Below are 25017 nucleotides of genomic sequence, written 5' to 3'. Positions count from 1 at the left end.
GTGTCAGGCGACCGATCGTGACAGCACGACCACACCCAGCATGATGATCAGCGTTCCGGCGATCTTGTATCCATCCAGCTGCTCACGGAAGATCACGCTGGCAAACAGCGCAACCAGGAAGAAGTTGATCGCCATGTACGGGTAGGCCCGGCTGATCGGCATCTTGCTGATGGCCGCCATCCAGCACAGCGAGGCACCGAAGGCCGCCGCAAAGGCGGAAATGACCCATGGCTTGAGCAGCAGTTGCAGCACGTTCAACGGCTGCAGCGGCGCGGAAAGCAGGTGGCCGTGGATGCCCACCTGCCATTTCAGGATCAGCTGGCCGTAGACCGTCAGCATGATCGTCAACGCGATGAAGAGGTAGCTCATCGTCTCAGTTCCCTGGCAGGGTGATCTTGCGGGTGAGCACGTCCAGCAGATCGGTGCCGTCCCAGACCGGATGGAAGTCGAGTGCGCGGCCGAAGGGCACGATGCGGTCGATGGCGCGATTGCCGAGCCGATCAAGCAGCTTGATCAGCGATTCCCGCGCGAATCCGTGCACGACCAGCGTCTGGTCGCGATCGTCCAGTTGTGGCGCAAGGGCTTCCAGTGCGTCCAACTGGACGTCCACCACCAGGCCGTGGCCGCTCTGCAGTTCGCGCAGGTTGCCATCAGCGCGGGTGGCGTCCAGGGTAAGGGGATAGCTGCCCAGGGAAGAGCCGGAATGCAGGTCGTCCGAGGAGAGTGCAGCCATCAGGTGGGCATCGGTCACCCGGGCCATCATCGCCGCAGGTTCATCTGCGACCACGCCGGACTGCGAGCGTACTGCAGGCCAGAACCGCGCACGCGCGGCCTGCACGACGTCCTGCGCGCCAACCCAGTACAGGGTGCGGGGTGAGGAGCACGCCTGCTGGCCGAACCAGAGAACATCGTTGATAAACCGGTGGGCAAGCTGCTGCAGGTCCGCGTCGCTGCTCTGCAGTACATGCGCGGCATCAATGGCCGCGACACCGAAACGATCCGGGAAGGCCAGTTCAACGGCCAACGGCGCCAGCGGCAGGGAACGAATCTTGGCCACCGTCGCGTCGCCGCCCCAGATGATCCGCGCATGGCAGCTGCGGGAGATCAACGTGGTCACCGCATCATCATGCGGATAGGTCAGCAGCACGCTGCGCTGCAGGACGTCGGCATGCAGCCCTTCGTCGCGCATGGCGTGCAGGATCGAGACCAGTGCTTCGCGCTGCGGGCTGTGCTTCTGCGACAGGCGGGCAACGTTGCGATTGCCGGCCAGCACGGACATCAGCCAGGCATAGGCGAACAACACATCGACGTTGGCCGGCGCAAGATGGAACACCAGGCCACGCGCCAGCAGATGTTCGGTGGCCGGTGCCAGCAGGCGCCGCGACAGCTGCTCCTGCGCCGCCGGACGGAACCAGTGTGCCAGCGTCGCCAGTTCGGGATGCTCGCGCAGTACCGGCAGCGCGAATACACGTCGTGCGAAATCGGCGACGAACGCACGCGCCTCCGCGCTGAAGGGTGACAGCGGCGGCAGGCTGGCCAGGCGCGCCAGCTGATCCGGCAGCGCTGCGTCGGCGTCCATGGAGAACAGGATCTGGGTCATGCGCGGGGTACCGTTCGTGTGTCACTGCAGCCGCGCACTTCAACGTTCTTGATGCGGCCCAGTACGCTGAAATGCTTTCCGAGTCGACCGCAGGGGCAATCGTCCTCGCCGTGGATCACGCCCAGGTCTTCGGTGAGCAGGCTGTGCCCGGGGTAACTGCCAGGCAACAGGCTCAGTACCTGCACGGCACCTGCGGTTCCATTGGCCGTTGGGCTGAGATCCTGCAGGTCACGAATGATTACATCGGCATAAGCCGGTGCATGAAGATGACCGTGCTCGCACTCGAAGAAAATCGAGCCGACCTGCTCGACCATGCCGTAATAGTTGTGGACGCGATCAATACCGAAGGTGCTGGAGAGCGAGGCCTTGTACGCGGCATTGTCCACCTTCTGCTCGTCCATCTTCTTCCAGCCGCCGCCATGCACCAGCATGCTGCCTTGCGGGAAGCGCAGCGTTACGCTGTCGCGCGCGGCAGCCTGGACAAAGGACTGCCAGACGATGAAGGTGAAGCCGAACAGCAGCACCGGTTCGTCCGGCGCCTTGGCCAGCCAGCTCTCCAGAGCTGCCCAATCGGGCTGCAGCTGCTCATCGAGCAGGTACAGATGGTCGCGGCCGAAGTTGGAGAAGCCCAGGATGCCGGCCGCACGTGCGTTGAAGCGGCTGCGATCGCGCAGGAACGAGTCGTCGTCGACCACCAGCATGCGCATCCGGCGGTTGCCGGCAAAGTGGGAGAAGATCCGCGTCAACGCGCGGGTCTGCGCGCGCGCGGTTTCCGCATCGAGGAAGATCCTGGACACGGCAGCGCCGGTGGTGCCGCTGGAAACCAGCGTACGCAGCACCTGGTCGTCGGCGACGCTCTTCAGATCGAGCTGCTTGAACAGCCGGACCGGCAGCCAGGGCAGCGATTCCAGCGAGTCCGCCTGGCCGCCGCGCCACAGCGCATCGAGCATCGCGCGGTAGGGCGGGCAGGACCGGTGGTGATGCCGGGTGAGCGACTGCAGGCCATCCAGCAGCCATTCGCGCTTGGCCTGCCGGCCCAGCCCATAGACCTCCGCTTCCAGCGCAGCCGCTGCCAGCGAACTGTCCGTGCCTGCGTTCATTGACGTGCTCCTTGCGCGGCAAGCTGCCGCAGCGACAGGTAGTCGATCTTGCCGCTGGACAGCAGCGGCAGCGAATCCAGATGGATGCAGCGGACCAGGCCGCCAAACAGCTTGTAGCGCGCCTGCACCAGCTGGCGGACGGTGTCCTGCGCGGCTGGCGCATCGCCATGGCTGAACACAACCAGATCGTCGTCATTGCCCGAGCAGGCGATCTGACGGCCGAGCGCGGCCGACAGCATCGCTTCGACTTCATCGAGATTGACGCGGTTGCCGGAGATCTTCAGGAACCGTTTGGCGCGTCCGGTGATGTAATGGAACCCTTCGTCATCGACACGGGCCAGATCGCCTGTGCGAAGCAGGCCGTGCAGTTCGTCGGGGTGCGCAAGTTCTTCGCGCGAGGTGGCATAGCCCATCATGACATTGGGCCCCTCGTAGACCAGTTCGCTGCTTTCCGCATCGACCTGCATCCGACCGCCCGGCACCGGAATGCCGATGCTGCCGATCTTGTCCAGAAGGCGCTCGGAGGGAACGTAGCTGATGCGCGGCGAGGCTTCGGTCTGGCCGTACATGACGAAGAACTGCAGGCCATGGTCTCTGGCGGATTCGGCAAAATGCTGGACCAGTTCGTCGCGCAGGCGGCCACCGGCCTGGGTCAGCATGCGCAGGCTGGGCAGCTGCAGGCGCGCAAGGCCCATGCGGCGCAGTATTTCGTAGGTGGCCGGAACCCCGGACAGGGAGGTGACCGCGTTGCCGCGTGCGGCTTCCCAGAACTCGCGGGTCATCAGGCTGTCTTCGCTCAGCACCACGCAGCCTCCGCAGCCCAGATGGCTGTTGAGGATGGACATGCCGAACGAATAGGCCAACGGCAATGTGGTGATGGCGCGGTCATCCGGACCCAGGCCGAGATAGGCAACGATCGATGCCGTGTTCGCGGCCAGGCCCTGCGCGGACAACCGCACCAGCTTGGACGAACCGGTACTGCCCGATGTGCTCAGCAGCAGCGCAAGGTCGCCATGCGGTGATGGGAACGTGACCTGGCGTTCGCGCAGGTGGATGCCCAGAGTGCCCGCGGCATGCACCGTCCGGTACCCTGCAGGCGCCGGGCCCGGCATGGCAAGCCAGTCCGGCGCGTACTGCGCCAGCAACGCGTCCAACAGCCCGGGGTCGACATCGGGTTGGATCAGCAGGGGCACCTGGCGGGTACTGCGCAAGGCACCCAGATAAAGAGCGACTGCATCGATCGTGCTGGGCATCGCCAGCACGCCCATCCCCCGCCCGGCGGGCAGGTGCATGGCCAGGGTATCGGCCAGCACGCCCAGCTGGTCATAGCTGAGCGTCCGTGTTCCCTCGATGAGCGCAGTGCGATTGCCGTGCGCCAACTGCCAGAACTGCATTCAGACCACCATCTGTCCGTCGATGCCGATGATCTGGCCGGTGATGTAGGCGGAGCTGTCGCCGAGCAGGAACGCGACCAGCTCGGCCACTTCGCGCGGCGTGCCTGCGCGGCCCATGCCGATCGATTCCACCCGCTTGGCGTGGGCAGCCTGCGGCATGGCGCGGGTCATGTCGGTATCGATGAAGCCCGGCGAGATCGCGTTCACGCGAATGCCCTTGGCAGCCAGTTCCTTCGACGCAGAACGGGTCGCGCCGACCAGTGCCGCCTTGCTGGCCGAGTACAGGCTCAAACCTGCTGCGCCATTGACGCCCATGATCGAGACCAGGTTGACGATGCTGCCCGTTCGGGACCGCGCCATCATCCGGCTTGCATACTGCATCATCATCAACGGCGCTTTGACATTCACCGCCAGCACGTGGTCGATGTCTTCGGCACGGATCATGCCCAGCAGCCCTTCGTGCAGGACCCCGGCGTTGTTCACCAGCCCATCCAGGCGGCCGAACTGGCTGAATATCTGCTTGAACACAGCGGCCACCGCATCGACGTCGGCCAGATCGATGGCCGCGACCATCGGTTCCGGTGCCCCCTGCGCGGTGACCTCGGCGGCGAGCGCGCGCAGCGCCTCGTCATCGCGGGCGACGATCACCAGCTGGACGTGCTGTGCTGCCAGCCGTTCGCAGATGGCCCGGCCGATGCCGCGTGAGGCTCCGGTAACCAGGACGACGGGAGCGTGGGTGCCGGTCATCGTCAGACAGCAGCGCCGTGCTTGCGCAGGATTTCACGCGCCTTGCCCACCGAGCTCATGTCGATCACTTCGTCCATGTCGATCATGACGTTGAACGCTTCTTCCAGCGCCGCGACCACGGACATGTGCGCGATCGAATCCCACTGCGGAATCGTGTTGTAACGCAGTTCGTCAGTCACCTGTGCCGCATCGATGCCCAACACGCGGGCGAACACGGCCACAACCTGATCTTCGTTGCTGGAGTTGCTCATAGGAATTTCCGGAATCCGTTAAGAGATGAATTGAATTGGAAGCCAAGCCGGGCATACAGATTGATGATGCCGGTATTGGCGGCGGACACCAGCGTCGTGCAGCGCTGGATATCGCGGGTGGCCAGCGACTGCAGTGCCGTGACCCACAGCGGCATGGCCAGCATGGCGTACGGGGCGGCTGCGCCGGTCAGCAGCAGCTCTGCCCTGTGCTCGTCCGCGAAGACACGCTCTGCATGGAAGCCAATGATGCGGCCGCGTGATTCGGCGGTCTGCACCAGCTGCGCGTTGACCAGGTCCTCGATCCAGTTGGCGGTGCGAAGACGTGCGTGTGCAGGGTCGATGGCAGGGTCTTCCAGAAAACGGCCATGCCCGAAATCGTCGGCGGCGATGGACCGCAGCAACGGAATGTCTGCGGCAACCGCCGGTCGCAGCGCAGGCAGCATCCCGCGCGGGACCGCGGGCAGCTGCCCCATGCCGCTGCGTGACACCGTCAGTGAGGTTTCAACGAACTGGAAGCCACAGCCGAGCACTGCGGCACGCAGCGCATGCGCATTGGCATCGATGCGGCCGAACAGGTAGTGGACGCCCTGCTGCGTGGCCCAGGCCTGGGTCTGGTCCAGCAATGCGGCCGCCTGGTCGGTGGTGGCCGCATCCAGACGAGTGATCTCGGCGGTGGTGAAACCCAGCGCGCGCTCGTCCCAGGGCGTCAGGCGCGCCTCGACCACGCCGCCGTCCGCCTGCACAGACAGGTGGGTCATGGCGCCGCTCCGGGAACGGTCGTTTCAGAGACGATGTAGTAGGGGCGCCGCTGCACGTTGCGGAAGACCTGGCCGACGTACAGGCCCACAACGCCCATGGAGAACATCATCAAGCCGCCAATCAGCCAGATGGCGGCGATGATCGAGGTGTAACCTGCAACCTGGATGTCCCCGTCCCACCAGCGCCAGAGGCTGATGGCAACCATGACGAAGGCGACCAGCGCGCAGAACATGCCGGTGCCGGCCACCATGCGCAGCGGCTTCTCCGAATAACCCAGAGCGATGTTCATGGCCAGGCGCAGCAGGCGCCGCAGGGTGTAGGACGATTCACCCTCTGCACGTTGCTGGTGGCGTACGGGAAGCTTGCCGGTGCGGAAGCCGGCCCATTTCACCATCAGCGGGAACGAGCGATCACGCTCCGGCATTGCACAGACCGCATCGATGACCTTGCGGTGGAAAATGCCGAAATTGGCGGTGGAAGGGTCCTGCGGTACGCCGGTCAGCCAACCCAGCACCGCAAAGAACCCCCACGACGAGAGGCGCTTGAGCGGAGAGTCCATCCGCTGTACCCGTTGCGCGAACACGGCTTCAAACTGCTCATCCACGGCCTTGCGGTACAGGCCGGGAATTTCTGCAGGTACATCCTGCAGATCGCAATCCATGACGACCGTCCAACGGCCTTGCGCGTGCTCGATGCCGGCCGAAATGGCCGAGTGCTGCCCGAAATTGCGCGAGAGCTTCAGGCCCTTGAGCCAGGGCCGGCTGGCAGCCAGTTCCTGGATGCGCGCCCATGCGCCGTCGGGGCTGGCGTCGTCGACCAGAATCATCTCGAACGACACGCCCATGGATCCTGCCGCAGCCTGGACCTGATCGACGAGATCTTCCAGGCACCCTTTACAGCCATAGACAGGTGCGACGACGGACAGTTCGACGTGCGGCTGCGGAGGGGAAGGCGGAACAGCGGTCATGGAGTGGTGGGCCTCGGCGCCATCTTCAGGGAAATCGGATCCATCGCGCCGGCGCTTCCGCCAGGAGGGGATAAATCCGACAACGGAAGAGTATAGACGCCCGGGCAGAGTCCGGCATGACGGCGGCGGCGCAGGCGCCGCCACCGTCGCGTGAGTCAGAGCGCCTTTTCCAGCTCCGGCAGGATCGCGAACAGGTCGCCGACCAGGCCGATGTCGGCAATCTCGAAGATCGGCGCATCGCCGTCCTTGTTGATTGCCACGATGGTGCCGGCGTCCTTGATGCCGGTCAGATGCTGGATCGCACCGCTGATGCCCACGGCCACATACAGCTCCGGCGCGATGATCTTGCCGGTCTGGCCGACCTGCAGATCGCTGGGTACATAGCCGGCATCGACGGCGGCGCGCGAGGCACCGACGGCGGCACCGAGCTTGTCGGCCAGCTGGAAGATGACCTTGAAGTTCTCTTCCGAACCGACGCCGCGGCCACCGGAGACCACGCGCTTGGCGGCCTGCAGGTCCGGGCGGTCGCTGGCACCGGCGGCCAGGCCGACGAAGCGGGTGTGGGTCGGCAGGGCCGCGTCCACACTGGCCGCTTCAACGGTGGCATTGCCACCCTGGGCGGCTTCCGGCCAGGACGCGGCGCGCACGGTGGCGACCACGATCTGGTCGGACGGGGCTTCCACGGTGATGATGGCGTTGCCGGCGTAGATCGGGCGCTTGAAGGTGTGGCTGCCTTCCACGCTCATCAGGTCGGAGACCTGGTTGACGCCGAGCAGGGCGGCCACGCACGGCATCAGGTCCTTGCCGAAGGTGGTCGACGGACCGAACACATGGGTATAGCCCTTGGCCAGCTGCGCGATCTGCGGGGCCAGCACCTGGGCGATGGCCTGCGCGTTGGCGGCGTTGGCCACGGTCAGGACCTTGGCGACGCCGGCGATCTTCGCCGCTTCGGCGGCGACGGCGGCCGGATCGGCGGCCAGCACCAGCACGTCGATGCTGGCGCCGCTGATCGCGGCCGCAGCGCTGACGGTCTTGGCGGTGGCGGCGTTGAGCTTGCCGTCGTGGTGCTCGGCGATGACGAGAATCTTGCTCATTACAGCAGCCCCTTCTGCTTGAGTGCGGCAACCAGTTCGGCCGCGTCCTTGACCATCACGCCCTTGCTGCGCTTGGACGGCGCGGCGTACTGGGTGGTCTTGAAGGTGTCGGCGGCTTCAACGCCGAGGTCGGCCAGCTGCAGCGTCTCCAGCGGCTTGGCCTTGGCCTTCATGATGTCCGGCAGCTTGATGAAGCGCGGCTCGTTCAGGCGCAGGTCGGTGGTGACCACGGCCGGCAGATCGACTTCCAGCGTTTCCAGGCCGGCATCGACTTCGCGGGTCACCGTGGCCTTGCCGTCGGCGATCTCGAGCTTGCTGGCGAAGGTTGCCTGCGGGCGGCCCCACAGCGTGGCCAGCATCTGGCCGGTCTGGTTGGCGTCGTCGTCGATGGCCTGCTTGCCCAGGATCACCAGGTCCGGCTGTTCCTTCTCGATCAGCTTGAGCAGCGTGCGCGAGGCGGTCAGCGGCTGGATGGCCTGATCGGTGACGACGTGGATGGCGCGGTTGGCGCCCATGGCCAGGCCATTGCGCAGGTGCGCCTGGGCGTCGGCCGGGGCGATGGTGGCGACCACGACTTCGCTGGCGATGCCCTTGTCGCGCAGGCGCAGGGCTTCTTCCAGGGCGATTTCGTCGAAGGGATTGGGAGACAGCTTGACGCCGTCGGTGACCACGCCGGAACCGTCCGGCTTGACCTGAATGCGGACGTTGTAGTCCACCACGCGCTTGTACGCGACGAGGATTTTCATCTGGTACGGGGTCCTTGTAGTGCCGGCCGCTGGCCGGCTCACATTTGCTGGGGGGAACATCCGGTCCTGCAACAGCAACCGGTTCGGGGGTGGGATCCCGATTCTAGCTGGCTTGGGGCCACCATGCGAATGCGTATGGTGATGCTGCATCGCGGCATGATACGGGCCTGCCAGGAGCGCCATTCACGCCACACTGGCAGTCGTGAAGACGGGGGGCATGTATGCTGTGCCGCTGTGCGGGAGCGCCCACGTGCGCCCCATGGATGACATTTCGATCAGGAGAACAGGTAGTGCCCACATGGCTTGTCACCGGCGGCGCCGGATTCATTGGCGGTAATTTCGTTCTCGAAGCCGTCGCTCGCGGCATCAAGGTCGTCAACCTTGACGTGCTGACCTACGCCGGCAACCTGAAGACCCTGTCCAGCCTGGAGGGCAACCCCAACCACGTGTTCGTGCAGGGCGACATCGGCGATCGTGAGCTGGTCGCCCGCCTGCTGGCCGAGCACCAGCCGGAGGCGGTGCTGAACTTCGCCGCCGAAAGCCACGTCGATCGTTCCATCGACGGCCCGGGTGCTTTCATCCAGACCAACGTGGTGGGCACCCTGGGCCTGCTGGAAGCCGTGCGCGACCATTGGAAGGCGCTGCCGGCCGAGCAGGGCGCAGCGTTCCGCTTCCTGCACGTGTCCACCGACGAGGTGTACGGCACCCTGGGTGAGACCGGCAAGTTCAGCGAAACCACCCCGTATGCGCCCAATTCGCCGTACTCGGCGTCCAAGGCCGCTTCGGACCACCTGGTGCGTGCGTTCCACCACACCTACGGGTTGCCGGTGCTGACCACCAACTGCTCCAACAACTACGGCCCGTACCACTTCCCGGAAAAGCTCATTCCGCTGGTGATCGCCAAGGCGCTGGCCGGCGAGCCGCTGCCGGTGTACGGCGATGGCAAGCAGGTGCGCGACTGGCTGTTCGTGTCCGACCACTGCGAGGCGATCCGCACCGTGCTGGCCAAGGGCCAGGTGGGCGAGACCTACAACGTGGGCGGCAATTCGGAAAAGCAGAACATCGAAGTGGTGCAGGCCATCTGCGCACTGCTGGACCAGCGCCGCCCGCGTGCGGACGGCCAGCCGCGCAGCAGCCAGATCACCTATGTCACCGACCGCCCCGGCCATGACCGCCGCTATGCGATCGATGCCTCCAAGCTGAAGAACGACCTGGGCTGGGAACCGGCCTACACCTTCGAGCAGGGCATCACCTTCACCGTCGACTGGTACCTGGACAACCAGGAATGGGTCAACGGCGTGCTGGACGGCAGCTACCGCCTGCAGCGCATCGGCACCGCGGCCTGAACCCAGGAGACGACATGACCCAACGCAAAGGCATCATCCTGGCCGGCGGTTCCGGCACCCGGCTGTATCCGATCACCAAGGGCGTCAGCAAGCAGCTGCTGCCGGTGTATGACAAGCCGATGATCTATTACCCGCTCAGCGTGCTGATGCTGGCGGGCATCCGCGAGGTGCTGATCATCAACACCCCGCACGAGCAGGCGCTGTTCCAGCAGCTGCTGGGCGACGGCTCGCAGTGGGGCATGGACATCCAGTACGCCGTGCAGCCCAGCCCCGATGGCCTGGCCCAGGCCTACCTGATCGGCCGCGACTTCGTGGCCGGCAAACCGAGCTGCCTGGTGCTGGGCGACAACATCTTCCACGGCCACGGCCTGCGCGAGGTGCTCAAGCGCGCCGATGAGCGCACCGACGGTGCCACCGTGTTCGGCTACTGGGTGAACGACCCGGAACGCTACGGCGTGGCCGAGTTCGACAAGACCGGCAAGGTCATCGACCTGGTCGAGAAGCCGGAGAACCCGCGTTCCAACTATGCGGTGACCGGCCTGTACTTCTATGACGGCAATGCCAGCGCGCACGCAGCCGAACTGAAGCCGTCGCCGCGTGGCGAACTGGAGATCACCGATCTCAACAAGCGCTACCTGGCCGAGGGCAACCTGCACCTGGAAGCGCTGGGCCGCGGTTATGCCTGGCTCGATACCGGCACCCACCAGTCGCTGCTGGAAGCGTCCAACTTCATCGAAACCATCCAGACCCGGCAGGGCCTGCAGGTCTGCTGCCCGGAGGAAATCGCCTTCGGCCAGGGCTGGATCAACGCCGAACAGCTGGAAGCGCTGGCGGCGCCGCTGATCAAGAATGGCTACGGCCAGTACCTGCACAAGCTGGCATTGCGTGGAGTTGTTCCGTGAAAGTGATTGAAACCAAGTTGCCCGGCTGCGTGGTGATCGAACCGGCCGTGTTCGGTGATGCGCGCGGCTATTTCTTCGAGACCTGGAATGCCGAGCGCTTCGCTGCGCTGGGCCTGCCGGATCGCTTCGTGCAGAGCAATGTTTCCACTTCGGCGCAGGGCGTGCTGCGTGGCCTGCATTACCAGTGGCCGCGCCCGCAGGGCAAGCTGGTCAGCGTGCTGGAAGGCGAGGTCTATGACGTGGCCGTCGACATCCGTCGCGGTTCGCCGACCTTCGGCCAGTGGGAAGCGGTGGTGCTGAGTGCGGAGAACAAGAAGCAGTTCTGGATTCCGGAAGGCTTCGCCCACGGCTTTGCCGTGCTGTCCGAGCGTGCGGTGTTCAGCTATCTGTGCACCGAGGTCTACCTGAAGGACTTCGATGCCGGCGTGCGCTGGAACGATGCCGATATCGCCGTGGATTGGCCGATCAGTGCGCCGACGTTGTCGGCCAAGGACGAGAACGCGCCGTTCCTGAAGGACATCGCTGAGGACCGCCTGCCGGTCTACACCCCATGACGGTGCTGGTGTTCGGCGGCAATGGCCAGGTCGGCCAGGAGCTACTGCGCGCGCTGGCGCCGCTGGGTGCAGTGGTCGCCACCACGCGCAGCGGCCAGCTGCCCGATGGCAGTGCCTGTGAAGCGGCCGACTTCGGCCAGCCTGACAGCCTGCCGGCGCTGCTGGATCGCCTGCAGCCGTCGGTGGTGGTGAATGCCGCCGCCTACACGGCGGTGGATCGTGCCGAACAGGACGCTGAGGCCGCGTTCGCGGCCAACGCGCAGGCGCCGGGCGTGATCGCGCGCTGGTGTGCGGCCCACAACGTGCCGTTCGTGCACTACTCGACCGACTACGTGTTCGACGGCCAGGGCACTGCGCCGTATCGCGAAGACGAGCCAACCGCACCGCTGGGCGTGTACGGCACCAGCAAGCGCGACGGCGAGGATGCCGTGCGTGCCGCAGGCGGACGCCATCTGATCTTCCGCACGGCGTGGGTGTATGCCTCGCACGGCGCGAACTTCATGCGCACCATGCTGCGCGTGGGGGCCGAGCGTGACCAGCTGCGGGTGGTGGCTGACCAGATCGGTACGCCGACGCCGGCCGCGCTGATTGCCGATGTCACCGCGCAGGCACTGCAGCATCCGGGCCAGCTGTCGGGCACCTGGCATCTGACTGCCAGTGGCCAGACCAGCTGGCATGGCTTCGCCGAGGCGATCTTCGCGCAGGCATTGGCGACCGGCGTGCTGGCCAAAGTGCCGGCGGTGGAAGCGATTGCCAGTTCCGAGTACCCGACCCCGGCCCAGCGTCCGGCCTGGTCGGTGCTGGACAACCGCAAGCTGCAGCAGGATTTCGGCATCGTGCTGCCGGCCTGGCAGGACGGCCTGAAGCGGGTGATGGCCGAGGTGGCCGCCGCGTAGCGTCGAGCTTGCTCGACTGAGCCTGCACCGTGTGCCGACCAACGGTCGGCACCACCCCCACCAACGGGCGCCGGATCAACTGCGTCCGTAGGTGTCCTCGAAGCGCACGATGTCGTCTTCGCCGAGATAGCTGCCCGACTGCACTTCGATCAGTTCCAGCGGCAGCTTGCCCGGGTTGCGCAGGCGATGGGTCACGCCCAGCGGGATGTAGGTGCTCTGGTTCTCGCTGAGCAGGATCACCTCGTCGCCGCGGGTTACCTCGGCCGTGCCGCTGACCACGATCCAGTGTTCGGCGCGGTGGTGGTGCATCTGCAGGCTCAACGTACCGCCCGGCTTGACCGTGATCCGCTTGACCTGGAAACGCTCGCCGTTGTCGATCGAATCGTAGGCACCCCACGGACGATAGACCTTGCGGTGCCAAGTGGCCTCGCTGCGGCCTTCGTCCTTCAGCTGCGCCACCACCGCCTTGACGTCCTGCATGCGGTCGGCCTTGCCGACCAGCACCGCGTCATCGGTTTCCACCACCACCACATCGTCCAGCCCCACCAGCGCCACAAGGCGCTGCGCGTAGGCGTAGGTGTTGCGGCAATCGATGGCGATCACATCGCCGTGGTGGGCGTTGCCGTCGCCGTCCTGCTGTGAGACATCGCGCAGCGCCGTCCACGAGCCGACGTCATTCCAGCCTGCATCCAGCGGGATCACCACCGCATCGGCGGTCTTTTCCATCACCGCGTAGTCGATTGAATCGGACGGCACCGCGCTGAAGGCATCCTTGTCCAGGCGGGTGAAGTCGGCATCGCGGCGGGCCTGCTGCCAGGCACTGCGGCTGCCGGCCAGCATCGCCGGCTGGAAGCGTTCCAGTTCCTGCAGGTAGCGCGAGGCCTTGAACAGGAACATGCCGCTGTTCCAGTAGTACTGGCCGCTGCTGACATAGCCGCTGGCGGTCTCCAGGTCGGGCTTTTCGACAAAGCGCTCGACTGCACGCACGCCCTGGCCATCGGCCGCCTTGATGTAGCCGTAGCCGGTTTCCGGGCCGGTCGGCACGATGCCGAAGGTGACCAGCTTGCCGGCTTCGGCGGCACCGGCGGCGGCCTGGACCGCCGCGCGGAACGCCGCCTCGTCGGTGATCACGTGGTCGGAGGGCAGCACCAGCAGCAGCGCATCGGCGCCGTCGCGGGTGGCTTCCAGCGCGGCCACGGCGATCGCCGGCGCGGTGTTGCGGCCGACCGGTTCGAGGATGATCGCGGCCGGTTCGGCGCCCACCTGCTGCAGCTGCTCGGCGGCGACGAAGCGGTGCTCTTCGTTGGCGATGACCAGCGGCCCACGCGCGGCGAGCGGCGCCACGCGCTGCCAGGTGGCCTGCAGCATCGTCAGTTCGCCGGCCAGCGGCAGGAACTGCTTCGGGTAGGCCTCGCGCGAAAGCGGCCAAAGGCGGGTGCCGGATCCGCCGGACAGGATGACAGGCTGGAGGCTGCTCATGGTCTTCCCCGGTTACTGCTGGATGAGGCGGGAGAGCTCATCGGTGCGCGCCTGCATCAGCGCGGCATCGCCGCGCGACTCGACGTTCAGGCGCAGCAGCGGCTCGGTGTTGGAACTGCGCAGGTTGAAGCGCCAGTCGCCAAAGTCGGCGCTGATGCCATCGGTGTGGTCCAGCGCCGGCGACTGCGCGGCGAAATGCTCCATCACGCGCGCCACGGCGGCCTTGGCATCGGCCACCTTGAAATTGATCTCGCCGCTGCACGGATAGGCGGCCATGCGGTCCTCCACCCAGTCGGCCAGCGAGCGGCCACTTTCGGAAACCAGCTGTGCGATCAGCAGCCACGGGATCATGCCGGAGTCGGCGTAGGCAAACTCGCGGAAGTAGTGGTGGGCGCTCATCTCGCCGCCGTACACCGCGTCCTCGGCGCGCATCTTCTCCTTGATGAAGGCGTGCCCGCTCTTGCACTGCACCGGCACGCCGCCGGCCTGCTCGACCATGTCCACGGTGTTCCAGACCAGGCGCGGGTCATGCACGATCTTGCCGCCGGGATGGCGCGCCAGGATCGCCTTGGCCAGCAGGCCGACCAGGTAGTAACCCTCGATGAAGCGGCCGCTGTGGTCGAAGAAGAAGCAACGGTCGAAGTCACCATCCCAGGCAATGCCGAAATCGGCGCCGTGCTCGCGCACCGCGTCGGCGGTGGCGGCGCGGTTTTCCGGCAGCAGCGGATTGGGGATGCCGTTGGGGAAGCTGCCATCGGGTTCGTGGCAGATGCGGATGAACTCGAACGGCAGGTGCGGGGCGAGCAGGTCGACGATGGCACCGGCGCCCCCGTTGCCGGCATTGACCACCAGCTTCAGCGGCTTGAGCTTGCCGGCATCGACGTAGCTCAGCAGGTGGTCGATGTAGGCGCTCTTGTCGTGCTGGGCGACCTGGCCGGCGCGCGCGGGCTCGGCCGCAGAGGTATCGGCGGCCACCGCATCGGAGATCGCGAACAGGCCGGTATCGGAGCTGATCGGCCGTGCGTTTTCCTTGACCAGCTTCATGCCGTTGTAATCCATCGGGTTGTGGCTGGCGGTGACCATCACGCCGCCGGCGGCACCCAGATGATCAGTCTGGAAATAGACCTCTTCGGTGCCGCACAGGCCGATGTCGATCACCTCGCGGCCGGTGCCGCGCAGACCGGCCGCCAGCGCGTCCTGCAGTGCCGGGCTGGTCAGGCGCACGTCGTGGCCGAGGACCACCGGGCCCGGCGCGAGCTGCGCGGCCAGGGCCACGCCGATGCGGCGTGCCAGATCTTCGTTCAGTTCTTCCGGCACGCGGCCGCGGATGTCGTAGGCCTTGAAGGCGGGCAGGGGCATCGATCGGATCCTTGGTGAGCTCAGCCCCCGATTGTAGTGCCTGCGCTGTATGGGAAGCGTTTCCATGCCGCAACGCCACGTGACCGGTGCAGCGGCTGGCCTAGAATGGGCGCATTACATCAACGAGGTGAGGGCGTAGATGAGCAACCCGGCAACGACCGGCGGCAGGCGCAGCAAGCGCTTTGCCAGCGCGGCCCAGGCGCTGGAGGGCGTGGTCGCCGATGGCCAGACCCTGGCGGTGGGCGGCTTCGGCCTGTGTGGCATTCCCGAGGCGCTGATCGCTGCACTGCGTGACAGCGGCGCCAAGGGCCTGACCGTGATCTCCAACAATGCCGGCGTCGATGGCTTCGGCCTGGGTCAGCTGCTGGAAACGCGGCAGATCAGCAAGATGATTTCGTCCTACGTGGGCGAGAACAAGGAATTCGAGCGGCAGTTCCTGGCCGGTGAGCTGGAGCTGGAGTTCAATCCGCAGGGCACCCTGGCCGAACGCCTGCGTGCCGGCGGCGCGGGCATCCCGGCATTCTTCACCGCCACCGGCTACGGCACGGTGGTGGCCGAAGGCAAGGAAACACGCGAGTTCGACGGCAAGCACTACGTGATGGAAACCGCGCTGCGCGCCGACGTGGCGCTGGTCAAGGCGTGGAAGGCCGACGAAGCCGGCAACCTGGTGTTCCGCAAGACCGCGCGCAACTTCAACCCGGCCTGTGCGATGGCCGGCAAGGTCTGCATCGTGGAAGTGGAGGAGGTGGTGCCGGTGGGCGCCATCGATCCGGACCAGGTGCATCTGCCGGGCATCTACGTGCACCGCATCGTGCACAACGCGCACCCTGAAAAACGCATCGAACAGCGCACCATCCGCGCGGAGGGCAACTGACATGGCGTGGTCCCGTGACGAGATGGCGGCGCGCGCTGCCCAGGAACTGACCGACGGTGCCTACGTGAACCTGGGCATCGGCCTGCCGACCCTGGTCGCCAACCATATCCCCGAGGGCGTGGATGTGTGGCTGCAGTCGGAGAATGGCCTGCTCGGCATCGGCCCGTTCCCGACCGAAGCCGAAGTCGACGCCGACCTGATCAATGCCGGCAAGCAGACCGTCACCGCCCGCGCCGGCGCCAGCTATTTCGGCAGCCACGACAGCTTCGCGATGATCCGCGGTGGCCACGTCAACCTGGCCATCCTCGGCGCCATGCAGGTGACCGACAAGGGCGACCTGGCCAACTGGATGGTGCCCGGCAAGATGGTCAAGGGCATGGGCGGTGCGATGGACCTGGTGGCCGGCGTACAGCGCGTGGTGGTGCTGATGGAGCACACTGCCAAGAACGGCGAACACAAGATCCTGGCCGAATGCACGCTGCCGCTGACCGGCGTGGGCGTGGTCGACCGCATCATCACCGATCTGGCGGTGTTCGATGTCACCGATGACGGATTGCGGCTGGTGGAAGCCGCGCCGGGTGTCGACGATGACGAGCTGAAGGAAAAGACCGGCGTCGCTTTCCAGCGCGCCTGACCCGTACCGGCAGGGGCCCATGCGGGCCCCTGCTTTCAGCTGCGCCGTGCGTAGGCGTAGTCGCCGTCGTCGATGTCGGGCTCGCCCAGGCACGCCGCAGCGCTGACCATGCGCAGCCCGGCCTGCTCGCAACAGGCGCCCAGTGCACGTTCGATGGCATGGGCGAGGGTGCCATCGATCTGGCCGTGTTCAGCCTCGAAGTCACTGCGATACAGGTGTGCGTCCAGCAACGGGCGCAGCGCCCGCAGCCGCCACCACCCCATGCTGCCGGCCGCAAAGCGGCTGGCCTGCAGCGGTTGCCGCAGGCCCAGCCGGGCCTGCAGGCGCGCCAGCGCGGGGCCGTTGCCGCCCACAAAACCGCTCACCGGCAGCAGGTGGCCCTCAGCGGCCACCATGCCCAATGCAGGGTCGGCCTGGAAGGCGGCGTGGAGGCGTGCGGCGCGTCCGCCCTGTACCAGCCGTTGCAGCAGTTCCTGCCGCCATTGATCGCCGTCGGCGCGGTGGGTTGAACGCTTGGTATGCAGCTTCAGCACCACATCGTGGTGATCCTGGAGCAGCCGCTCGGCCACTTCGAGGAAGGGCAGGATGTCGCGTCCCCGGTTTTCCACCGCGCTGACCTCACCCTGCAGCCCCTGTGCCGACAGCGCCTGCTGGACCGCCTCGACCTGATGCGCCGGCGTGGTCACGATGATCCGCCATGGCAGCGACGCCTCGCGCAGCGCGCCCAGCACCTCCGGCAGCGTTTCCAGATACCAGGCATGGATGTGTACCGCCGGTTGCCGATTCCCGGCCGGTGCCGGTGACAGCGCTTCGCGCGTTGCCTGCAACCAGGCGTGGCCGAGCCGTGCGTCGGGTTCCAGTACGGCGCCTTCGGCCCATTCGTTCCAGGCGTTGATGAAGACCAGGCGCTGGTTCTGCGCTGCCGTCGACAGGCGCTCATGCACGGTACTGCGCAGCCAGTCACGGTAGCCGCGCGGCGAGGCGTGCAGGTAGACGCGGCCACGCCCGGAGCGGCGCGCCTCGTTGTCCCAGCCGGGGTTCACACCGGGATAGAGCGGATAGTCCGGCAGCGGGCGCGCAGCGATGTCGGCCGCCAGTTCGCGCCAGTCGCGCACATCGCCATGGAACTCCGGGTTGAGCAGCCACTGCTGTGCCGACAACGAGCCGGGATTGCTCATGTTCGGCGGGAACTCGATGGCCGCGTCGAAGCCGATGTCGCGCGGATCCGGACGTTCGAACCCCTGCACGTAGGCCAGATGGATCTCGCCGATGCCGTTGTCGCGGCACCAGCGGCGCCAGCGCTCGCCGGTGGCCCGCGCGTCGGGCAGCAGATTGGGGCGGTAGACCAGCAGCATCGGCCGGCCATCGACCTTCAGGGCGCGGCGGTCGCGCAGGTACGGCGCCACGTGGGCGATGAAGGCCAGATCGTCTTCGGCGCTGTGCTGCTGGCCGATCAGGATGTCTTCGTCGCGACCATCCCAGCGGCGTGCCCAGTTTTCGTTGGCCCAGCACAGGCAGAACGGCAGTTCGATGCTGTCATCGGCCAGCCACTGGCGCACCGGATCTTCCATCAGGGTTCGGCCGCTGAACCAGTAGAAATAGAAGCAGAACGCGCCGATGCCGTGCTCGGCCGCTAGTTGCGCCTGGTCACGCATTACCTGCCGGTTGCGCAGATCGTAGAAGCCCAGGTCCGCCGGCAGGCGTGGTTGCACGTGCCCTTCAAACTGCGGCAGTGCACGCGTGACGTTGCGCCATTCGGTGAAGCCCTTGCCCCACCACGCGTCATTCTCGGGGAAGGTATGGAACTGCGGCAGGTAGAAGGCGACCAGGGTGGCCGGCAGCGTGGAAGGCAGCGCCTGCGACAGCTGCGGGCGGTAACCGATGGCCGCCTCGTCGGCGCGCCAGCGCAGTTGCGCGTTGGCCGGCGCACGCTCGGCATCGCGCTGGCCCCGCGGCGGCGGCGGCACCCAATCGGCATGCCGCGCCAGCAGCCGCGCGCGCAACCGGTCGCGCTGTGCCTGTGGCAGCGGCAGCGCCCGGAACGCGGCCCGCAGCAGCGGGTACAGTGTCTGGCGCAGGCTCATCGGGGGTGGCACCAGGACGGCAGGCGGAACACGGGGATCGGCATCGGGGCAACGGTCATGCGGGCATTTTCAGCGCTGGCGGCCGTGACGGCAAACACCGGCATGCTAGCGTGTGGCCATGCTCTTCCCTCACCACCTGCCCGATGCCGATGTCCAGCACCTGCCGGGCTGGCTGGCCGCTGCCCGGGCCGATACCCTGATGGCCGGGCTGCAGGCCAACGTGCCCTGGGAGGTGCATCGCATCCGCATGTTCGGCCACTGGGTGGACTCGCCACGGCTGAGCTGCTGGATCGGCGACCCACAGGCCCGCTATCGCTACTCCGGCGCTGACTTCGTGCCGCAGCCTTGGCCGCCTGCGCTGCAGGCTCTGCGTGAGCAGCTGCAGGCCGAAGGTGTCGGTCGCTTCAACAGCGTGCTGCTGAACCGCTACCGCAGTGGCGGCGATTACATGGGCTGGCACAGCGACGACGAACCGGAGCTGGGGCCGGCACCGGTGATCGCCTCGCTGACCCTCGGTGCAGCACGGCGCTTCCTGCTGCGCCGGCGCGATGATCCGGCGCGCAAGGCCGAATTCGTGCTGGGCCACGGCGACCTGCTGGTGATGGCCGGGCCGACCCAGCGCTATTACCAGCATGCGCTGCCGAAGATGGCGCGGGTGCAGGGCGAGCGCATCAACCTGACGTTCCGCTGGATCACGCCGCGCGGGTGAGGGCGGGGTCAGCGCAGATGGGGTCAGAGCCCTTTCGCGCTGCGGAAGGGATCCGACCCCGCTACGCTTCAGCGCTTGCTGCCGGCGTCCGCCTGGCCGCTGGTGAGGGTCCAGCCGACCACGTCCTGCGCCAGCTGCTGCAGGCCGCGTTCGAAGGCGGCGGTCACCGCCGGCACGTCCGTGCTGCCGACCGGTTGTGCCTGGCGGAACGTGCGGTCGGCGACCACACGCTGGTCGGCCACGTGGATCAGCTTGGCGTTGAGCTCGATCACCACCGTCGGCGTGGCCTGCCCCTGATAGTCCGATTCGAAGCGGCGCACGTCGGTGGACAGCTTGTAGTCGGCACGGATGCCGGCAGCGCTGCGGGCCACCCCACCGATGCGGCCGGAGTCCTCGAAGCCGCGCAGAAGGGTGTCTTCGATCATGTCGGTGGCCGGCTGCGCCCAGCTGGCACCCTTGTAGATCTCCAGCTGCGAAGGCGTCGGCCGCACATTGATGCGCGGGCTGTCGACCATGCGTGCGGCGCTGGGCTTGGCCAGCACCAGCTGCCAGCTGGCCTGCGGCCACGATGGATCGGCCTTGACCTGCACGGCCGGCGAGTACAGCGTCACCGCCGTTTTCTCGCTGCTGCCCAGGATGGAACAGCCACCCAGCAGGGTGACCATCGAAGCGGCCAGCAGCAGGCGCGGAAGCGGCATCGGGTTCATTTGGGTTCGAACTCCTTCGGTGCGTCGCGGCCCAGCAGGTAGCGCGCGGGGTTGTTCTCGAGGCGGTCGCTGACCCGGCGCAGGTCGCGGATCAGGCCGCGCAGTTCGGTCAGGGTCGGGCCCAGCTGGCCCAGGCCATCGTTGGCGAAGCTGTTGATGGCCGCGCGGTTCTCGCCCAGGATCGAATCGGCGTTGCCGGCCGCCGAATCGAGCTTGGCCAGGGTCGCGTCGAGCTTGTCGATGATGCCCGGCAGCTGCTGCACCAGGTTCTTGTCCAGGCGCTCGATGGTGCCGTTGGTGGTCTTCAGCGTGGTATCCAGGCTACGCGCGGCATCACGCGCGCTGAGCAGCAGCGCCTGGGTGCCCTGGTCGCGGTCGGCCAGGCCCCCACTGATGGTTTCCAGGTTGGCCAGGGTGGCGTTGATCGAGGCCACGTTGCGGTCGCTGAGAATCTGATCCATGCGCTCGACGATGCGGTTGGCCACATCGGTGATGTTCTGCAGCGCCGAGGGCGTGGTCGGGATGATCGGTGCCGGGTCCTTGTTGACCGTGGTCAGCGCCGGCGACTGCGGCGTGCCGCCACTGAGCTGGATGATCGACGGCCCGGTCAGGCTGGTGATCGCCAGCTTGGCGCGGGTATCGGTCTTGACCGGCGTGGTCGAATTGAGGCGGATGCGCGCGACCACCTGGCGCGGGTCATCGGGAACCAGGTTCAGCTCGGTGATCGAGCCGACCGCGATGCCGTTGTACTGCACCGGGCTGCCGACCGACAGGCCGGTCACCGCCTCGCGGAACACCACGCGGTATTCCTGCCAGGTGCGGTCGGATGAGTACTTGGCCGCCCACAGGCCGAAGGCCAGCAGGGCCAGGCCGGTGATCAGGGTGAACGCGCCGATCAGCACGTAGTTGGCTTTGGTTTCCATGGCTCAGGCACTCTCGATCTGTTCGCCGCGCGCGGCACGCGCACGCGGTCCGTGGAAGTATTCCTGGATCCACGGATGATCCAGTTTCTCGATGTCAGGCAGCGGTGCGTTGGCGACCACCTTGCGGTCGGCCAGCACGGCGACGCGGTCGCAGATGGCGTACAGCGTGTCCAGGTCATGGGTGATCAGGAACACGGTCAGCCCCAGTGCTTCCTGCAGGGTCTTGATCAGGCGGTCGAATGCCGCCGCACCAATCGGATCCAGGCCGGCGGTGGGCTCATCCAGGAACAGCAGCGGTGGATCCAGTGCCAGCGCACGGGCCAGCCCGGCGCGCTTGCGCATGCCGCCGGACAGCTGCGAGGGCAGCTTGTTGATCGCATCGGCCGGCAGGCCGGCCAGCTTCACCTTCAACAGCGCCAGTTCGTAGTGCCAGCGCTCGGGCAGCTCGCGGTGGTGCTCCTTCAGCGGCACCTGCACGTTCTCGCCCACGGTCAGCGAGGAGAACAGGGCGCCATCCTGGAACAGCACGCCGGTGTTGCGCTCGATGTGCAGGCGGCTTTCGGCATCGTCGGCACGCGCGTTGCGGCCGAGCACTTCGATCTGCCCCGCATCGGGCGTACGCAGGCCGAGGATGGAGCGCATCAACACCGACTTGCCGGTACCCGAACCCCCGACCACGCCGAGGATTTCGCCACGGCGCACGTCCAGGTCCAGGTCTTCGTGCACGGTCTGGCTGCCGAAGCGGTTGACCAGCCCGCGCACGCGGATGGCCAGCTCGTGGCTGTCGCCATCGCGCATGTCGAGGGTTTCGGTGGCAGGCGATGTGGTCATCTCACCAGTCCATGTGCATGAACCACAACGCCGCGAAGGCGTCGATGATGATCACCAGCGAGATGGTCTGCACCACGCTGGAGGTGGTGCGTTCACCCACCGACTGCGCGGTGCCTTCCACCTTCAGCCCTTCCAGGCAGCCGATCAGGCCGATCACCAGCGCGAACACCGGTGCCTTGGACAGGCCGACCAGCATGTGCCGCACTTCCATCGTCTCGTGCATGCGCGCGATGTACATCTGTGGCGGAATATCCAGGTCGAACGCACCCACGGTGATGCCGCCGGCCAGGCCGGCGATCATCGCGATGAAGGTCAGCAGCGGCAGCGTGACCAGCAGTGCCAGCAGGCGCGGCAGCACCAGCAGATCGACCGGGTCCAGCCCCAGCGTACGCATCGCATCGATCTCCTCGCGTGCCTTCATCGCACCGATCTGCGCGGTGAACGCACTGGCGGTGCGGCCGGCCAGCACGATCGCGGTCAGCAGCACGGCGAACTCGCGCAGGAAGGCGATGTTCACCAGCTCCACCACATAGATCTCCGCGCCGAAGTCACGCAGGATGGTGGAGCCGAGGAAGGCGATGACCGCGCCGACCAGGTAGGACAGCAGCGCCACCAGTGGCACCGCATCCAGGCCCACCTGTTCCATCTGGTGCACGGTGGCGGTGAGCCGGAACCGGCGCGGTTCCTTGACCAGGCGTGCGGCTTTGACCAGGTTCTCGCCGAGGAAGCTGCACAGCGCCTTGATGTTGTGGCCGGTGGCATGCACGCTGACACCGAGGCGCTCCAGCGCGGCCAGCACGCCGAAATCGCGCTTGGGTTTGGGCCGGTCGTCGGCCACTTCCTCGATGGTGCACACCAGCGCCTGATGATCCGGACGGAACTGCAGGGCCTCTTCGCCCAGGTCGGCGCGATGGGCCACACGCAGTACCTGCAGTACGCCGGCCGAGTCCAGCTGTTCGATGCCGGTGGCATCGATGCCGGTCAGCTTGTCGGGAACGCCACGCAGGACCTCGGCCGCGGCCAGCGCGGTCTTCAAGGTCCAGGTGCCGGACAGGTGGATCAGGCCCGGATCATGGGCGTCCTGCTCGAGCTGGGGGGCGTGGTTCGGGGTCACGTGGGCCATTCGGATCGCAGCATAACCGTTCTGTAGCGGGCGTCGGGTCGAACCCGGCTGAATTTATCCGGCAGGGCCCGGCGTAGGTAATACTACGGCGCATGTCCGCAGACGCTCACACGATCCCCACGCCCCAGGCCACCTACGCACAGCGCGTGGCCTTCGTTTCCGAGATCGCCGGACGCCTGCACAGCTATGGCACCACGGCCCAGCGCCTGGAAACGGCGGTGGTGGCACTGGCACGCCAGCTCGATCTGGATTGTGAACCGTGGTCGAATCCCACCGGTATCATCCTCAGCTTCAGTGACCCGGCACAGGCGATCGGTTCCAGCGACATCACCCGGGTGATCCGCCTGGCTCCCGGCGAGAACGACCTGCACAAGCTCAGCGTGGCCGACCGCATCGCCGAGGAAGTGTCCAACGGCCGGATGAGCATCGCCCAGGGCCACACGGCGCTGCGCCAGCTGGACAAGGATCCGGGACGGCGCGGCAAGCTGCGCACCATCCTGTCCTTCAGCCTGGGCGCGGCCGGCGTGGCCGGCATGTGGAAACTGCCGTGGCTGGACATCGCCACCGCCGGTGTCATCGGCCTGATGATCGGCCTGCTCGGCATGGTCACCGACCGTCGCCCGGCCACCCGCGAGGCGGCCGAGGCGCTGGCCGCGCTGCTGGCCGGCATGGTCGCCACGCTGGTGGCCTCCTTCATCGGTGCGCTCAACCTCAACACCGTGATCATCGCCTCGCTGGTGGTGCTGCTGCCCGGCATGTCGCTGACCAACGCGGTCAACGAACTGGCCAGCCAGCATTGGGTATCGGGCACGGCGCGCTTCGCCGGCGCGCTGACCACCATCATGAAGCTCAGTGTCGGCGCGATGATCGCGGTGACCCTGGCCGATGTGCTCGGCCTGGACCCGGTGATCCGCGCCGCGCGGCCGCAGGGGCCGTGGGTGGAGTGGGGCTCGCTGCTGACCGCGGCATTCGCCTTTGCGATGCTGTTCAAGGCCAACCGTCGCGACTATCCATGGGTGATCGCCGCGTCGGTGGCCGGCTATGCCATCTCCAAGTTCGGTGGCCACGCCTGGGGTGCACCGGCGGGCATCTTCCTGTCGGCGATGCTGCTGACCGCCGGCGGCAACCTGTTCGGCCGCCTGGTCGGCCGCCCGGGCGCGATCATCCGCCTGCCAGGCATCATCATGATGGTGCCCGGCAGCACCAGCCTGCGCGGCGTGCTGACCCTGGTCCAGCAGCAGGACGTGGGTGCCGGGCAAAGCGTGTTCCTCACCGTGCTCAACGTGGTGATGGCGCTGGTGGCCGGCCTGCTGTTCGGCAACCTGCTGATGCCGGCCCGCAAAACCCTGTGATGATGTCGGTGGGTGTGGACCGTTGGTCCACACGCCGAAGAATGAAAAACGCCGGCTTTCGCCGGCGTTTTCCCACTGCTTTCCGATCCGGCCTCAGGCCTTCTTGATCAGGAAATCTTCCGGCTTCTTGTTGCCCTTGGCGGTCAGCTCGGCCATCCAGCGCGGCTGCTTGCCACGGCCGGTCCAGGTTTCCTTCGGGTTGGCCGGGTTGCGGTACTTCGGCGCCACCTTGCCCAGCTTGCGGCCGGCGGTCTTGGACGGCGCCTTGGCGGCCTTGGCCACCTTGCGCGCGCGCGGTGCCGGGGCGTCGCCGAACAGTTCCTCGATCGTGTAACCCTCGGTCTTGGCCAGCTTGGTCAGCTGGGCGCGAACCTTGGTGATCGGCCGGCGCTTGGCAACGATGGTCTGCTGCTTCTTCGCGGTGCGGATCAGGGCGCCCAGCTCGCGTGCCGACAGGCCGGTCAGGTCAATGCTCATTTACGGTTACTCCAGAAACTAATGTGTGGACGGGACGAGCCAGTCCATGGCGTCGCGGGACAGAATAGAGATGAATTATTCCAAGCACAAATACTGCCGGGACAGGTCT

The 25017-nt window shown here is 66.7% G+C and carries 26 protein-coding genes; 8 read left to right on the top strand and 18 right to left on the bottom strand.

Going from position 1 to position 25017, the window contains the following annotated elements; translation table 11 throughout:
* Nucleotides 1–3: 3 nt before the first annotated feature.
* From AC5YGJ_RS15430 to AC5YGJ_RS15385, 10 genes are all read right to left on the bottom strand, one after another.
* Nucleotides 4–369: an EamA family transporter gene (locus AC5YGJ_RS15430; protein ID WP_249842005.1), complete on the bottom strand. Its 366-nt coding sequence runs from the start codon at nt 367–369 to the stop codon at nt 4–6.
* Nucleotides 370–373: 4 nt separating this feature from the next.
* The gene (locus AC5YGJ_RS15425; RefSeq protein WP_249842004.1) at nt 374–1600 is read right to left on the bottom strand and encodes an acyl-CoA reductase; all 1227 of its coding nucleotides are present in this window, start codon (nt 1598–1600) and stop codon (nt 374–376) included.
* Nucleotides 1597–2700, bottom strand: a complete 1104-nt coding sequence (locus tag AC5YGJ_RS15420; protein WP_496187041.1) for a LuxE/PaaK family acyltransferase — start codon at nt 2698–2700, stop codon at nt 1597–1599. Before AC5YGJ_RS15420 ends, AC5YGJ_RS15425 begins: the two co-directional genes overlap by 4 nt.
* Nucleotides 2697–4094 carry an AMP-binding protein gene (locus AC5YGJ_RS15415; protein WP_249842002.1) on the bottom strand — a complete coding sequence of 466 codons (1398 nt, stop codon included), beginning with the start codon at nt 4092–4094 and terminating at the stop codon, nt 2697–2699. Before AC5YGJ_RS15415 ends, AC5YGJ_RS15420 begins: the two co-directional genes overlap by 4 nt.
* Nucleotides 4095–4841: an SDR family NAD(P)-dependent oxidoreductase gene (locus AC5YGJ_RS15410; protein ID WP_249842001.1), complete on the bottom strand. Its 747-nt coding sequence runs from the start codon at nt 4839–4841 to the stop codon at nt 4095–4097.
* A 2-nt stretch (nt 4842–4843) separates the two neighbouring features.
* Entirely contained in the window at nt 4844–5092 is a 249-nt protein-coding gene (locus AC5YGJ_RS15405; RefSeq protein WP_249842000.1) for an acyl carrier protein, read from the bottom strand.
* Nucleotides 5089–5850: a GNAT family protein gene (locus tag AC5YGJ_RS15400; protein ID WP_249841999.1), complete on the bottom strand. Its 762-nt coding sequence runs from the start codon at nt 5848–5850 to the stop codon at nt 5089–5091. The genes AC5YGJ_RS15405 and AC5YGJ_RS15400 overlap by 4 nt, the downstream gene beginning before the upstream one ends.
* Nucleotides 5847–6818 (bottom strand): glycosyltransferase family 2 protein, encoded by a 972-nt coding sequence (locus AC5YGJ_RS15395; protein WP_496187040.1) that lies wholly within the window; start codon nt 6816–6818, stop codon nt 5847–5849. The genes AC5YGJ_RS15400 and AC5YGJ_RS15395 overlap by 4 nt, the downstream gene beginning before the upstream one ends.
* A 155-nt stretch (nt 6819–6973) precedes the next feature.
* Complete coding sequence (locus AC5YGJ_RS15390) at nt 6974–7912, bottom strand: electron transfer flavoprotein subunit alpha/FixB family protein (RefSeq protein WP_496187039.1); 939 nt, start codon at nt 7910–7912, stop codon at nt 6974–6976.
* Nucleotides 7912–8658, bottom strand: coding sequence for an electron transfer flavoprotein subunit beta/FixA family protein (locus AC5YGJ_RS15385; protein ID WP_012509979.1), 747 nt, complete (start codon nt 8656–8658; stop codon nt 7912–7914). The genes AC5YGJ_RS15390 and AC5YGJ_RS15385 overlap by 1 nt, the downstream gene beginning before the upstream one ends.
* A 290-nt stretch (nt 8659–8948) precedes the next feature.
* Here AC5YGJ_RS15385 and rfbB point away from each other — a divergent pair, with 290 nt between their 5' ends.
* The 4 genes from rfbB to rfbD are packed head-to-tail and all read left to right on the top strand — an operon-like array spanning nt 8949 to nt 12356.
* Nucleotides 8949–10004 carry a dTDP-glucose 4,6-dehydratase gene (gene rfbB / locus AC5YGJ_RS15380; protein ID WP_249841997.1) on the top strand — a complete coding sequence of 352 codons (1056 nt, stop codon included), beginning with the start codon at nt 8949–8951 and terminating at the stop codon, nt 10002–10004.
* Nucleotides 10005–10018: 14 nt separating this feature from the next.
* Nucleotides 10019–10906: a glucose-1-phosphate thymidylyltransferase RfbA gene (gene rfbA / locus AC5YGJ_RS15375; protein ID WP_249841996.1), complete on the top strand. Its 888-nt coding sequence runs from the start codon at nt 10019–10021 to the stop codon at nt 10904–10906.
* A complete protein-coding gene (gene rfbC / locus AC5YGJ_RS15370) occupies nt 10903–11460 on the top strand; it encodes a dTDP-4-dehydrorhamnose 3,5-epimerase (RefSeq protein WP_249841995.1) in 558 nt (185 codons plus the stop codon). The genes rfbA and rfbC overlap by 4 nt, the downstream gene beginning before the upstream one ends.
* Nucleotides 11457–12356 (top strand): dTDP-4-dehydrorhamnose reductase, encoded by a 900-nt coding sequence (gene rfbD, locus AC5YGJ_RS15365; protein WP_249841994.1) that lies wholly within the window; start codon nt 11457–11459, stop codon nt 12354–12356. Before rfbC ends, rfbD begins: the two co-directional genes overlap by 4 nt.
* Before the next feature lie 75 nt (nt 12357–12431).
* Here the strand turns inward: rfbD and AC5YGJ_RS15360 are convergent, their stop codons facing one another.
* Complete coding sequence (locus AC5YGJ_RS15360; RefSeq protein ID WP_496187038.1) at nt 12432–13835, bottom strand: mannose-1-phosphate guanylyltransferase/mannose-6-phosphate isomerase; 1404 nt, start codon at nt 13833–13835, stop codon at nt 12432–12434.
* Between the two features lie 12 nt (nt 13836–13847).
* Nucleotides 13848–15194 carry a phosphohexomutase domain-containing protein gene (locus tag AC5YGJ_RS15355; protein ID WP_249841992.1) on the bottom strand — a complete coding sequence of 449 codons (1347 nt, stop codon included), beginning with the start codon at nt 15192–15194 and terminating at the stop codon, nt 13848–13850.
* 139 nt (nt 15195–15333) lie between these two features.
* Here AC5YGJ_RS15355 and AC5YGJ_RS15350 point away from each other — a divergent pair, with 139 nt between their 5' ends.
* Together AC5YGJ_RS15350 and AC5YGJ_RS15345 are read left to right on the top strand one after the other, a co-directional pair.
* Nucleotides 15334–16068, top strand: a complete 735-nt coding sequence (locus AC5YGJ_RS15350; RefSeq protein ID WP_249841991.1) for a CoA transferase subunit A — start codon at nt 15334–15336, stop codon at nt 16066–16068.
* A gap of 1 nt (nt 16069) precedes the next feature.
* Nucleotides 16070–16702, top strand: coding sequence for a CoA transferase subunit B (locus tag AC5YGJ_RS15345; protein WP_249841990.1), 633 nt, complete (start codon nt 16070–16072; stop codon nt 16700–16702).
* A gap of 35 nt (nt 16703–16737) precedes the next feature.
* Here AC5YGJ_RS15345 and AC5YGJ_RS15340 read toward each other — a convergent pair whose 3' ends face one another.
* Nucleotides 16738–18786 (bottom strand): glycoside hydrolase family 99-like domain-containing protein, encoded by a 2049-nt coding sequence (locus AC5YGJ_RS15340; RefSeq protein ID WP_496187037.1) that lies wholly within the window; start codon nt 18784–18786, stop codon nt 16738–16740.
* A 118-nt stretch (nt 18787–18904) separates the two neighbouring features.
* Here AC5YGJ_RS15340 and AC5YGJ_RS15335 point away from each other — a divergent pair, with 118 nt between their 5' ends.
* Nucleotides 18905–19495 carry an alpha-ketoglutarate-dependent dioxygenase AlkB family protein gene (locus tag AC5YGJ_RS15335; protein ID WP_249841988.1) on the top strand — a complete coding sequence of 197 codons (591 nt, stop codon included), beginning with the start codon at nt 18905–18907 and terminating at the stop codon, nt 19493–19495.
* A 68-nt stretch (nt 19496–19563) separates the two neighbouring features.
* Here AC5YGJ_RS15335 and AC5YGJ_RS15330 read toward each other — a convergent pair whose 3' ends face one another.
* From AC5YGJ_RS15330 to AC5YGJ_RS15315, 4 genes are read right to left on the bottom strand one after another with little or no spacing between them, the layout of a single operon-like run.
* Nucleotides 19564–20202, bottom strand: coding sequence for an ABC-type transport auxiliary lipoprotein family protein (locus AC5YGJ_RS15330; RefSeq protein WP_249841987.1), 639 nt, complete (start codon nt 20200–20202; stop codon nt 19564–19566).
* A complete protein-coding gene (locus tag AC5YGJ_RS15325) occupies nt 20199–21125 on the bottom strand; it encodes an MlaD family protein (protein WP_057496696.1) in 927 nt (308 codons plus the stop codon). The genes AC5YGJ_RS15330 and AC5YGJ_RS15325 overlap by 4 nt, the downstream gene beginning before the upstream one ends.
* A gap of 3 nt (nt 21126–21128) precedes the next feature.
* Nucleotides 21129–21956, bottom strand: a complete 828-nt coding sequence (locus AC5YGJ_RS15320; protein WP_496187036.1) for an ABC transporter ATP-binding protein — start codon at nt 21954–21956, stop codon at nt 21129–21131.
* Between the two features lies 1 nt (nt 21957).
* Nucleotides 21958–23079: an MlaE family ABC transporter permease gene (locus AC5YGJ_RS15315; RefSeq protein WP_496187035.1), complete on the bottom strand. Its 1122-nt coding sequence runs from the start codon at nt 23077–23079 to the stop codon at nt 21958–21960.
* A gap of 92 nt (nt 23080–23171) precedes the next feature.
* On the opposite strand from AC5YGJ_RS15315, the gene AC5YGJ_RS15310 reads away from it, so the two are divergent.
* On the top strand, nt 23172–24431 hold the full coding sequence (locus AC5YGJ_RS15310) for a threonine/serine exporter family protein (protein WP_057496693.1): 1260 nt from the start codon (nt 23172–23174) through the stop codon (nt 24429–24431).
* Between the two features lie 93 nt (nt 24432–24524).
* On the opposite strand, the gene AC5YGJ_RS15305 is transcribed toward AC5YGJ_RS15310, so the two are convergent.
* Nucleotides 24525–24908: an H-NS histone family protein gene (locus tag AC5YGJ_RS15305; protein ID WP_049398421.1), complete on the bottom strand. Its 384-nt coding sequence runs from the start codon at nt 24906–24908 to the stop codon at nt 24525–24527.
* Nucleotides 24909–25017: the final 109 nt, after the last annotated feature.

This window comes from Stenotrophomonas sp. CS3K5, from assembly GCF_059515225.1.
This window is presented reverse-complemented; position numbering and strand designations above follow the sequence as displayed.